Here is a 10,909-nt window from a genome sequence, read left to right as displayed (position 1 = left end):
AATCTGCCCGCGTACGGGCTCGATCACCTCACGCGAAGCTTCGGCGTTGCGCAGGCGCGCGGCGAGTGTATTGACTACGGAGATATCGGACATCGGTGGATGCCTCCCTCGTTGGATCTATCGGGGGAGGCCCCGCGGCCTCCCTCATCTTGCTTCTCGCGCCAACAGCTCGACGAAGCGCTGCGCGGGCACTGCCCACGCAGAAAGGCGTCAAGCCGGCACCGAAAGACCGCTCACATCGGCCGCGGCGACGAACCGGTCGGGGCGCAATGCGACCGCACGCACGCCGTACTTGCGCAGCCACGGCCGCAGTACGCCGTCGAGGTCGATCAGTTCATCGGGGCCCGCGGTGTGCTGGTCCTGGTGACGCAAGGCCAGGTAGCGCGCTCCCAGCTTGTCCCACGCCGCTTTCTCGCCGGGCGTGAGCAACGTGGCGGGGTCGACGTTATCGCCAAGCAGTACGAATCGATCGCCAAGCAGCTCGTCGAGGCGCGCCATCACCCCGCGCGTGTCGCCCACCACCGGTTGCGGCACCATCCGGCCGACGATGCTGTCATCGGCGACGGGGCCACGCAGCCAGCCCGAAGCGAGCACGGGCGGTGCGATCAGCGGCGGTTCCGGCGCGTTCTCGGGCGGCGGCGCGCTGAGCGCGGCCTGCTCTTCTTCCGAGAGCTCCTGCTTGATCACGCGGCCCAGCTGAACGGCGAGCTGGGTGTAGAACGCGGCGTTGGGCCGGCGTTCCGCTTCGTAGGTGTCGAGAAAATACTCGGGCAAAGTGCCGTTGATCACGCCTGCGAGCTTCCAGCCCAGATCGAACGCGTCGCGCATCCCGGTCTGCATGCCGGCGCCCGCCCAGGGCGGCATCAGATGCGCGGCATCGCCGGCCAGGAAAACGCGCCCGACGCGCCACTTGTCCGCCATGCGCGTATGGTGGCGATAGAACGCGTGCTGGTGAATCTCCACGTCGTCCTCGCTCACGCCAAGTGCTCTGAGCAACGGCCAGACCTGCTCCTGCGTCGCGAAGTCCGCTTCGGTCTCACCGGGTTTGAGCGGCAGCTCCCAGCGGTGGTTGCCGCCGGACAGCGCGATGTCGACCACGGGACGCTCCTTGTCGGACCAGAAGGTCAGCAGGTTCCGGTCGGGCCACCAGCGCTTGACGCGGCAGTCGATGACGATCCACATCACGTCGAGCGTGTCGCCCAGCAGCTTCACGTCGATCATCGAACGCGTGGCGCTGCTGCCTCCGTCGCAGCCAATCGCATAGCGCACGCGCGTCTGCGTGACCGCGCCCGTCGCAGCATCCTTTGCGCCCAGCGTGACACCGTCGTTGTCCTGCGTCAGCGACACCACGTCCATGCCGTAGCGCACGTCGATCTCTTCACGCGCCGCGGCGCATTCGCGCAACGTCGCTTCCATCGTAGGCTGATAGATATTGAACTGGCGCGACTTGATGCCGAGCGTCGAAGGCGGATGCTCGATGCGCATGATCTCGGTGCCGTCGTAGCGCATCCAGCGCAGCGCGCGCTGCGGGTCGATGCATTTGAGCACCGCTTCATCGACGCCCAGGTTCTGGAAAATGCGCATGGTCCAGTCGTTGACCGTCACGGCACGGGCACGAGGATAGATGTCGCGATGCCGTTCGAATACAACGGTGGAGATACCGTATTTCGCGAGGGTTAGCGCGGCGATAATGCCGCTGGGGCCATAGCCGACGATTGCAACGTCGGCATCGTAGTGCTCTTTCATAAGGACTCCACCAGATATATTCGACTTCAATGCTTCAATGTTTCAACACTTCAATGCGGCAGCGGTAGATGGGCGAGCTCGCCCACGGCTTCGGTGGGTCCGCGCTTGCAGAGCACCAGAACCAGGGCAACGACGGCAACCGCTGCGCAGACGGCCGCCAGCAATCCGATCGAGGCAAACAGCCCGCCGGCTTTGGCGGCCAGCGCGGCGACCACGAGCGGGCTGAGGAAGTTGCCGAGAAAGAACGCGGCCATATAGCCCCCCGCGCCACGGCCACGCTGGGCGAACGGCAGCCGGACCATGATCCAGTTCAGCATCAGCGGCATGACGATGCCGCCGCCGAAGCACGCCACGAAGGCCCCCGCAATCAATACGTCGACGTTGGCGACGGTCGACACGACGTAGAAACCCGCCGCGACGATGGCGAACGCGATGACGAGCAGCCGGTTGATCGCCCAACGCGACAGCCGATGGAACACGAAAGCGCCGAACGGCACGCCCGCATTGGCAATCGCGCTGCCGATCCCGATCACCGCGGGCGTCGTGACACCGCGCGCCGTGAGCAGGAAGCTGATCTGGATGGTGATCACGAAATACATCACCGCGGTGAACAACGCCATCACGCAGATGTGGCCGACTTCACGCCACGGAAATGGCAACTTGGTCTCGGCCTGGCTGAATGCTGCCTCGGGCTGCGCGGGCTCCCAGACATAGACGGCGATGAGCGGCAGGAAAATCACTGCGGCGCCATAGACGAGGAACGGCGTGCGCCAACCGGTGGCAAAGCCGCCGAGCACGCCGCCCAGCGCGAACATCACCACGGCGACGATCGAGGCCGAGCCCAACTGGACGGTCAGCCATTTTTCGCGCGCCCGGCCGCTGAAGTAATCGGCGGTGAGCGTGGTCGAGATCGTCGTAATCGCGGCCTCGGCGATGCCGACCACGACGCGCGTCGCGAGAATCGCATAGAGGCTGTGCAGAAAAAACGGCAAGGTGCCCGCAATCGCGTAGATCGCCACCGAGATCAGATACAGGCGCTTGCGTCCCACGACGTCGATCAGCGCGCCCATCAGCGGGCCGAACAGCGCGATCATGAGGCCGGGAATCACCAGCACGATCAGCGTGAGCACGTCGGCGTGCGGCTGGCCGGAAAACGCCTGTTGCATGAATGGAAGCACGGGTGCGATCAGTACGGCGCCGGCCGATGCGAGCCAGCACGTGGAAACGAGCAGCCAGCCCTGCAGGCTGCTCGCCTCCTTCACATTTGATTCGGACTGCAAATTGGATAACATGCGGGTCTCCGTTTCATTATGGTTTTGACTACTTGCTGCAGGTTAAATCCGGCTCCGTACTGTCGCTGCTTCCGGTCAGCCCTTCAGGAATTCAATGACGAGACGGTTGAATTCCTCGGCGTGCTCCCATTGAACCCAATGGCCGCACTTCGACAGAACATGGAGTCGCGCGTCCTGGAAGGTGTTCAGCATGCGCAGGCCGTGATCGAGCGGCACGAAGCGGTCATCGCGGCCCCACGTGATCAGCGTCTTGTGCGCGATCTCCGGGAAGCGCGCGGTCAGGTCCCACTTCGAGACGGGGCAAAGCTTGCCGCTTTCGACGAAGTTCTTCAGGTGATTGAGGTTCGACTCGATGTTGTTCCAGCGCCCGAGACGCAGCTCTTCGGTAATCGCCTGCGGGTTGTAGACGAACACCTCCAGCATGGCCTCGAAGTTCTCGTAGGTCGGCTGCGAATAGAGCTTGAACATGCGCTTGACGCCCTCGCCCAGTTGCGGCTGGAAGATGCTCGGGCCTTGCGCGCCCGGCCCCATGAGCACGAGGCGATCCATGCGGTCGGCGAATTCGAGCGCGAAGCTCATGGCCGAAGCGCCGCCCATCGAGTTGCCGACCAGATGGGCCTTGTCGATACCGAGCGCGTCCATCACACCCTTGGTTGCGCGCGCATTCATCAGCGGACGCGGCACGTCGGTGACGATCTCGCCCGATTTGTTGAAGCCAGGGCTGTCGATGAGCAGCACGCGATAGCCGGCCCCCACGAGCGCCTCGATGTTGCGGTAGTAGTTGCTCCAGCCGCTGGCGCCGGGGCCGCCGCCGTGCAGCATGGCGACAGCGGGGCCGCTGCCGGCGTCGTTGAGGTGAATCTTGAAGTTCTCGAGACCGGGCTCGTTGATGGTCACGAACTTGCTGGTGCTGGCTTCAGTGAAGGTCATTCCGTAGCTCCATTGACGGGGAGTGAGTAACAGGTTTTTGCGGTGTTTGGCGGGTTCAATGCGCGGGGTGAGCCGGCGCGCCCGGCGGCGGATTCATCTTGTGCCCCCAGTCGCTCAGTTCGGTGTAGCGCTTGACTTCCCACGTGTCGTCGTCGACGACGATGCCGCCCGCGCCGAACTCGATGGCGAAGCCCGACGGCGAGATCAGGTAGAACGAGAACATCTGGTCGTTGGGGTGATGACCCAGTTCCATCAGAATGGGCACACCGGCCTGCTTGCAGCGGTCGTAGGCCAGTCCGACGTCGTTGGGGTCGGTGCACTCGACCATGATGTGGTGGATGCGCTTGTGCGCCGGGAACGGCACCTCGGCGATGGCCAGAGAGTGGTGACGGCCCGCGCGGGCATGAAAGAACGTCACGTCGAGATTGACGCCCGGTGCCGCGTCGCCGCCGATGGTGTCGCTGAGCCTCAGTCCCAGCACGTCCTCGCAAAACACCTTGGCTTTGGCGCTTTGCTTGGGCACGGTCACGAAGTGCCCGACGCCGAGGCGTCCCGTGCTGAAAGCCCCGCGCAGCACCGACGAGCGAAACGCGTCGCGCGTGTTGGCCCGCCAGGCGGCGCAGTAGAACTCGTGGCGAATGCCGTCGGGATCCTCGCACACGAAAAGGCGTGCGACGCGGCGTTGCTCGGCCACCCTCTTGTCCGCCTCCACCACCTCGACGCCCTTGGCGCGCACCTGATCCACGAAGGCCTCGAGCGCCACATTCGATTCGAATTCCCAGCCGGCGGCGAGGAAGTCGTCGAGGTCGTTCTTCAGCAGCAGGATGCGCTGCTCGTAGTCGTCCATCCGCAGGCCGAGCGACTCGCCGGGCACCCGCGCGCCCGCCTGCAAGCCCAGCACGTTGACGGCAAAGGCCTCCCACGCCGCCAGGTCGCCGACGCCAAGGACCATATATCCCAAGGTTGACACGCTCCGCATTCGCTTCTCCTTGTTTTGCTATGCCGATATCCCAGAATTGTACCGACAGGTCCAAAACTGTAAATCCAGGGAAAACTAGTATTGGACCGATTAGTCCAATACATGGTGGACGCTATACTTGTCAGATGAAAATTTCCCCCGCAAAACCCTCACCTCCCACCGGCAACCGGCGCGGCCAGCGCTCGCGCCAGGAGATCCTCGACGCCGCCGCGCGTGTCATGGCGGCCTATGGCTACGCAGGCACGTCGATGTCCGCACTCGTGGAAGCGACGGGCATTCCCAAGAGCGCGATCTACCATCACTTCGGATCGAAGGCCGGCCTGCTCGCCGAGGTCATGGCGCATGGCGCGCGCGAGTTCTTCGCGGCGATGCGCGAGGCGCACGCGAATCCCCCAGAGGGGACGCCGCGCGAACGGCTGGGCTGGTATCTGCAGAAGACGGGCGAAGTGTTTCAGCACCGCGAGAACTTCATGCGGCTGCAGTTCGTCCTCGTCATGACCGACGAGGCGGTGGAACCCGAGGCCATGCAGATCCTGATCGAGGTCCGCAACGAGGGCCGCGACTATATGCGAAAGATGATCTGCAACGCGCTGGGCGTCGAGGGCGAGCGCATGACGGCCGCGTTCGCCGACGACCTCGCCTACTTCGGCATGGTCGGTTTCGACGGCGCGTTCATTTCCCTGCAATCGGGCGACAAGCGCACGATGGACAGGCACATGGAACAGCTCACCGATGCGCTGATCGCATTGGCCGAGAGCCATGCTTCAAAGCGCAAGAAGCGCTAATCAGATCATCCGGAGTGCAGATTAAATTCGGGCGCCGGCCAAACGGGCCGCCCGATGGATAACGCGGGTATCAGGCGCGTCAGGCTTTTTCAACGCCCGCGAGCGCCTTGAGCCTGCGGTATAGCGTGCGCTCGCTCATTCCAAGCCGTTCGGCAAGCTCGCTGCGCTTGCCGCCCCACTCGGCGGCGGCGCGCACGAGTTCCGCGTCCGACGCCTTGCGAGGCAGCGCGAAAGCCGGCGCGGGCAACGTCTCGACCGGCGCCATGACTTCCCGCCTGAGCGACTCCGGTAGCTGGTCGCCGCGAATCACGCCATCGTCGGCAAGCAGGCTCGCGCGTTCGAGCACGTTGCGCAGCTCGCGGATATTGCCGGGCCAGGAATACGCGCGCAGCAGTGCGAGCGCGTCGGGCGCGATCACGGGCTTGCGCGCAGGACGATGTCCCGTCGAGGCAATGCGCGCCAGAATGGAGTCCGCCAGCAGCGGGATATCGTCCACCCGTTCGCGCACCGCGGGCAGCCGGATCGGAAACGCGCTGATGCGGAAGTAGAGGTCGGAGCGAAACAGGCCCGCCGCGATCATCTGTTCCAGTGGCTTATGCGTGGCGGCGACGAGCCGGAAATCGGCGCGCTGGGTCTCGGTGCTGCCGACCCGCCTGAACGTGCCAGTCTCGATTAGACGCAGCAGCTTGACCTGAATCGACAGCGGCACGTCGCCGATCTCGTCGAGAAACAGCGTGCCGCCCTGCGCGGTTTCCACGAGCCCCTGCTTGCGGCCGGTCGCGCCCGTGAACGCGCCTTTCTCGAACCCGAACAGCTCGCTTTCGAACAGCGTTTCGGTAATGCCCGAGCAGTCGACGACCACGAACGGCCGTTGCGCCCGGTCGCTCGCCTCGTGAAGCGCGTGGGCGAACAGCTCCTTGCCCGTGCCCGATTCGCCGAGCAGCAGCACGGGCAGCATCGACGGCGCAACGCGCTGGAGCGCGCTGATCGCGTCGTTGAAGGCCGGCGCGCGCCCGACGAGGCCCGCTGCGCTGGGTCTCGCCGACGCGCCGCGCACCGTGGCCAGGCGCTCGACGTAGGCGATGATCCGCGAGCCCGCGTCGAAGATCGGGCGCAACTCCACGTCCACGTGCTCCGGGCCTCGCGGCGTGTGATGGATGTGCAGCACGCGATCTGCCCCACGGCTCTCGGTCGCGCGCTTCATCGGGCAATGCTCGCCCGCCTGATCGCAGGGCACGTCGTAATGGTGGGAGACCTGATAGCACTTGCGGCCGACGTGCGCCTGCCCCTCCACCCCGAATTGCCGCTGATACGCGCGGTTCGCGGCCAGGATCTGGTACTGCGGATCGAGCACGATGGCGGGCAGCGGATCGTACTCGAGGTACGACACCAGCGCGCCGACATCGGTCGCGCTGTCCGGCAATGGGGCCCCGGTGGGCGGCAGGTCAGGCAACGTCATGATCGTCGGTCCTTGCGGTTGCAGCGGCTTTGCAACTCGGCTTTGCAACTCGATATGCAGCCAATGTTGGCAGACTGCCAATTATGCCACCGACTGCCATTTGGCAGTCTCAGTGTCATCCGCCTCAGCGGCACCGCCGCCCGGCCAGCCGCATCCCTCGCCCCCCGCGTACAGAAAACCCAATCCAAATCATGGACTTGGCAACCATGACGCGGTGTTCGGCCACGCTGGCACGATTATTGAATTGTCATCGCTCGCCAGGACCCAAGCGTCCGTCATTTGCGAGGAATAACCAGCATGCCCGCCAGATTTGCCGTCGAAGGATTCTTCGATCCCGCCACGTGGACCGTGAGCTACCTGCTGCTCGATACCGCGACGCGCCGCTGCGCGCTGATCGACACCGTGCTCGACTACGACCCGAAATCGGGCCGCACGGGTACCGCCACGGCGGACCGGCTCGCAGCGCGCGTTCAATCGCTGGGCGCGCGCGTGGACTGGCTGCTCGAAACCCACGTCCACGCCGATCACCTTTCCGCCGCGCCGTATCTCAAGGAACGGCTCGGCGGCCAGGTGGCGATCGGCAACCAGGTCACGCGCGTCCAGAACGTGTTCGGCAAGCTGTTCAATGCCGGGCCCGGCTTTCGCACCGACGGCTCGCAGTTCGACCGCCTGTTCGCCGATGGCGACGTGTTCGCGCTGGGCGAGCTGAGCGTCCGCGTGATGCACACGCCGGGCCATACGCCCGCGTGCGTGACCTATGTGGTCGACGACGGCGCGCAGCAGGCCGCCTTCGTCGGCGACACGCTGTTCATGCCCGACTACGGCACCGCGCGCTGCGACTTCCCCGGCGGCGACGCCACCACGCTGTTCCGCTCGATCCGCCGCGTCCTGAGTCTCGCGCCCGAGACGCGCCTGTTCATGTGCCACGACTATCAGCCAGGCGGGCGCGCCGTGAAATTCGAAAGCACCGTGGCCGAGGAGCGCGAAGCCAACGTCCACGTGCACGACGGCATCGACGAGGCCTCGTTCATCGCCATGCGCACCGCGCGCGACGCCACGCTCGATATGCCGGTCCTCATCCTGCCTTCGGTGCAGGTCAACATGCGCGCCGGCCACCTGCCCGAGCCCGAGAGCAACGGCGTTTCCTACATCAAGATCCCCATCAACGTCCTTTGAGCCCGCATCGATCATTCAGAAAACCATAAGAGGCAAGCATGGAACTCAAAAAGCTCACGGACACCTTCGCCGTTTCCCCGCAAATCCACATTGCCGATCTGCCCGCGCTGCGCGAGATGGGCATTCGCTCGCTCATCTGCAATCGCCCCGATGGCGAAGGCGCGGACCAGCCCACGTTCACCGAAATCGAGCAGGCCGCGCGCCAGGCCGGCATCGAGGCGCATTATCTTCCCGTGGAAACCGGCAAGGTCAGTGATCAGGATACCGAACGATTCAGGCTCTATCTGGACACCGTGCCGCGCCCGCTGCTCGCCTACTGCCGCAGCGGCATGCGCTCGGCCACCTTGTGGGCACTGGCCAGCGCGCCGCAGCTGTCGCTCGTCGAGATCCTGGCCGCGGGCAAGCGCGCCGGGGTCGACTTAAGCGGCCTGGCGCGCCGCATCGGCTCGCCGCGCGCGTCGTCGGAGGAGCAGCACGATGTCGTGATCGTGGGCGCGGGTGCAGCCGGCGTCGCCACCGCGTCGAGCCTGCTCGCCCGCGCGCCCGATCTGGACATCGCCATCATCGATCCCGCCGACGTCCACTACTACCAGCCCGGCTGGACCATGGTGGGCGCGGGCATATTCCGCCCGGAAACGACGGCGCGCCCCATGGGCAGCGTGCTGCCGGGCAAGGTGTGCTGGATCAAGGCGGCGGTGGCCGCGTTCGAGCCCGCCACGAACGCCGTCATTCTCGAAGGCTGCCGGATCGTGAAGTACCGGCAGCTCGTGGTCTGCCCCGGCCTGAAGCTGGACTGGAACGCCATCGAGGGACTGCCGCAGACGCTCGGGCGCAACGGCGTGACCTCCAACTATCGCTACGACCTCGCGCCCTACACCTGGCAACTGGTGCAGCAGCTCAAGGGCGGCCGCGCGCTCTTCACGCAACCGCCCATGCCGATCAAATGCGCGGGCGCGCCGCAGAAGGCCATGTATCTGTCGTCCGATCACTGGCGCCGTAGCGGCCGGCTCGATCAGATCGACGTCGAGTTCTTCAATGCCGGCGCGGCGCTCTTCGGCGTAACCGACTATGTGCCCGCGCTGATGAAGTACGTCGAATCGTATGGCATCAAGCTCAACTTCGGCTTCAACCTCACGGCCGTCGACGGCGAAGCGAAGCGCGCGACCTTCTCGCGCGCGCTCGCGGGCGGCGGCAGCGAGCGCTTCGAAACGGCGTTCGACATGCTTCATGTCGTGCCGCCGCAGAAGGCGCCCGATTTCATCCGTGTCAGTCCGTTGGCCGACGCAGCGGGCTGGGTCGACGTCGATCAGGCGAGCTTGCGGCACAAGGTCTACGAGAACATCTTCGGGCTCGGCGACGCGACCAATACGCCGAACGCGAAAACCGCCGCGGCCGCGCGCAAGCAGGCGCCCGTGGTCGCGCACAACGTGCTGGCCGCGCTGGGCGAAAAGCGCGGAGTGGCGGCCTACGATGGCTATGGCTCGTGCCCGCTCACGGTCGAGCGCGGCAAGATCGTGCTCGCCGAGTTTCTTTACGGCGGCAAGCTCGCGCCGACCTTCCCCGCGTGGCTCATCGACGGCAAGAAGCCCTCGGGGCTCGCCTGGCTGCTCAAGGAGCGCATCCTGCCGCCGCTCTACTGGCGCGGCATGCTCAAGGGACGCGAGTGGTTCGTGCAACCCCACGTGGCCGACTGATACGCCCGCGCTTAACGTTCCCCGAGGTGATCGATGCTGGTCTCGCTTTTTCTCGGCGCCGGAGTGGGCGCCGTTCTTGGGCTCACGGGCGCGGGCGGGGGCATCCTCGCCGTTCCCGCGCTGGTGTTCGGCATGGGCTGGCCCATGCAGCAAGCCACGCCGGTCGCGCTGGTGGCCGTGGCCGGCAGCGCGGCGGTGGGCGCGCTGGAGGCGTTCCGCAAGCGTCTCGTGCGCTATCGCGCGGCCCTCTTCATGGCCGCGCTCGGCGTTCCCGCCACGGCAGTGGGCGCACGGCTCGCGCGCGCTTTACCGCAGCGGCTGCTGCTCGGCCTGTTCGCCGGCGTCATGCTGTTCGTCGCGTTCCGCCTGCTGCGTCAGACACTCAGGCGCCATGCTCCGGCGCAGCCTGATTCGCCGCTGTGCGTCGCGCACATCAACCCGGCGACGGGCCGCTTCGACTGGTCGTGGCGCACAGCCCTGGCGCTCGCGGCCACAGGGTCGCTCACCGGCCTGATGACGGGGCTGCTTGGCGTGGGCGGCGGCTTCATCATCGTCCCGATGATGCGCAAGCTGACCAACGTCTCCATGCACGGCATCGTGGCGACGTCGCTGATGGTGATTGCGCTCGTGGGCAGCGGCGGCGTGCTGGCGACGGCCCTGCACGGCGGCGCGTTTCCTTTCGAGGTGGCGTTGTGGTTCAGTCTCGCCACCGCGACCGGGATGCTGGGCGGACGCCTCGTTTCGCATCGCATGCCCGCGCATCACGTGCAGTCGGGATTCGCGGGCATTCTCGTCTGTGTGGCGCTGGGTATGCTCGTGAAGGCCGTTCTGGCGTGAGTGGGATGAGC

9 protein-coding genes are annotated in these 10,909 nt (G+C 65.7%); 4 read left to right on the top strand and 5 right to left on the bottom strand.

Annotated elements, in window-relative coordinates; genetic code table 11:
* Positions 1-210: 210 nt before the first annotated feature.
* The 4 genes from U5775_RS24645 to U5775_RS24630 all read right to left on the bottom strand — a co-directional run bounded on the left by U5775_RS24645 (position 211) and on the right by U5775_RS24630 (position 4,947).
* Entirely contained in the window at positions 211-1,746 is a 1,536-nt protein-coding gene (locus U5775_RS24645) for a bifunctional 3-(3-hydroxy-phenyl)propionate/3-hydroxycinnamic acid hydroxylase (RefSeq protein WP_322060710.1), read from the bottom strand.
* Positions 1,747-1,796: 50 nt separating this feature from the next.
* Entirely contained in the window at positions 1,797-3,038 is a 1,242-nt protein-coding gene (locus U5775_RS24640; protein WP_322060709.1) for an MFS transporter, read from the bottom strand.
* A gap of 75 nt (positions 3,039-3,113) precedes the next feature.
* Positions 3,114-3,968: a 2-hydroxy-6-oxo-6-phenylhexa-2,4-dienoate hydrolase gene (gene bphD / locus U5775_RS24635; RefSeq protein ID WP_322060708.1), complete on the bottom strand. Its 855-nt coding sequence runs from the start codon at positions 3,966-3,968 to the stop codon at positions 3,114-3,116.
* A gap of 55 nt (positions 3,969-4,023) precedes the next feature.
* Positions 4,024-4,947: a VOC family protein gene (locus U5775_RS24630; protein ID WP_322060707.1), complete on the bottom strand. Its 924-nt coding sequence runs from the start codon at positions 4,945-4,947 to the stop codon at positions 4,024-4,026.
* A 125-nt stretch (positions 4,948-5,072) separates the two neighbouring features.
* On the opposite strand from U5775_RS24630, the gene U5775_RS24625 reads away from it, so the two are divergent.
* The gene (locus tag U5775_RS24625) at positions 5,073-5,732 is read left to right on the top strand and encodes a TetR/AcrR family transcriptional regulator (RefSeq protein ID WP_322060706.1); all 660 of its coding nucleotides are present in this window, start codon (positions 5,073-5,075) and stop codon (positions 5,730-5,732) included.
* A 79-nt stretch (positions 5,733-5,811) separates the two neighbouring features.
* Here the strand turns inward: U5775_RS24625 and U5775_RS24620 are convergent, their stop codons facing one another.
* On the bottom strand, positions 5,812-7,191 hold the full coding sequence (locus U5775_RS24620; RefSeq protein WP_322060705.1) for a sigma-54-dependent Fis family transcriptional regulator: 1,380 nt from the start codon (positions 7,189-7,191) through the stop codon (positions 5,812-5,814).
* A 297-nt stretch (positions 7,192-7,488) separates the two neighbouring features.
* Here U5775_RS24620 and U5775_RS24615 point away from each other — a divergent pair, with 297 nt between their 5' ends.
* Genes U5775_RS24615 through U5775_RS24605 form a run of 3 tightly spaced genes read left to right on the top strand, consistent with a single transcriptional unit; the run spans position 7,489 to position 10,898 of the window.
* Positions 7,489-8,367 (top strand): MBL fold metallo-hydrolase, encoded by an 879-nt coding sequence (locus tag U5775_RS24615; RefSeq protein ID WP_322060704.1) that lies wholly within the window; start codon positions 7,489-7,491, stop codon positions 8,365-8,367.
* A gap of 38 nt (positions 8,368-8,405) precedes the next feature.
* Complete coding sequence (locus U5775_RS24610; protein ID WP_322060703.1) at positions 8,406-10,061, top strand: TIGR01244 family sulfur transferase; 1,656 nt, start codon at positions 8,406-8,408, stop codon at positions 10,059-10,061.
* A 33-nt stretch (positions 10,062-10,094) separates the two neighbouring features.
* The gene (locus U5775_RS24605; protein ID WP_322060702.1) at positions 10,095-10,898 is read left to right on the top strand and encodes a sulfite exporter TauE/SafE family protein; all 804 of its coding nucleotides are present in this window, start codon (positions 10,095-10,097) and stop codon (positions 10,896-10,898) included.
* The last annotated feature ends 11 nt before the right edge of the window (positions 10,899-10,909 follow it).

This window comes from Paraburkholderia sp. J63 (assembly GCF_905220245.1).
Taxonomy (GTDB): Bacteria; Pseudomonadota; Gammaproteobacteria; order Burkholderiales; family Burkholderiaceae; genus Paraburkholderia.
The sequence above is the reverse complement of the archived record's forward strand: the minus strand, read 5'-3'. Positions and strand labels throughout refer to the sequence as shown.

What these genes read in the sequence shown, in the direction of transcription:
- U5775_RS24605 (WP_322060702.1), top strand. Translation starts at nt 10,095, where the DNA reads ATGCTGGTCTCGCTTTTTCTCGGCGCCGGAGTGGGCGCCGTTCTTGGG.
- U5775_RS24645 (WP_322060710.1), bottom strand. Translation starts at nt 1,746, where the DNA reads ATGAAAGAGCACTACGATGCCGACGTTGCAATCGTCGGCTATGGCCCC.
- U5775_RS24615 (WP_322060704.1), top strand. Translation starts at nt 7,489, where the DNA reads ATGCCCGCCAGATTTGCCGTCGAAGGATTCTTCGATCCCGCCACGTGG.
- bphD (WP_322060708.1), bottom strand. Translation starts at nt 3,968, where the DNA reads ATGACCTTCACTGAAGCCAGCACCAGCAAGTTCGTGACCATCAACGAG.
- U5775_RS24620 (WP_322060705.1), bottom strand. Translation starts at nt 7,191, where the DNA reads ATGACGTTGCCTGACCTGCCGCCCACCGGGGCCCCATTGCCGGACAGC.
- U5775_RS24625 (WP_322060706.1), top strand. Translation starts at nt 5,073, where the DNA reads ATGAAAATTTCCCCCGCAAAACCCTCACCTCCCACCGGCAACCGGCGC.
- U5775_RS24630 (WP_322060707.1), bottom strand. Translation starts at nt 4,947, where the DNA reads ATGCGGAGCGTGTCAACCTTGGGATATATGGTCCTTGGCGTCGGCGAC.
- U5775_RS24610 (WP_322060703.1), top strand. Translation starts at nt 8,406, where the DNA reads ATGGAACTCAAAAAGCTCACGGACACCTTCGCCGTTTCCCCGCAAATC.
- U5775_RS24640 (WP_322060709.1), bottom strand. Translation starts at nt 3,038, where the DNA reads ATGTTATCCAATTTGCAGTCCGAATCAAATGTGAAGGAGGCGAGCAGC.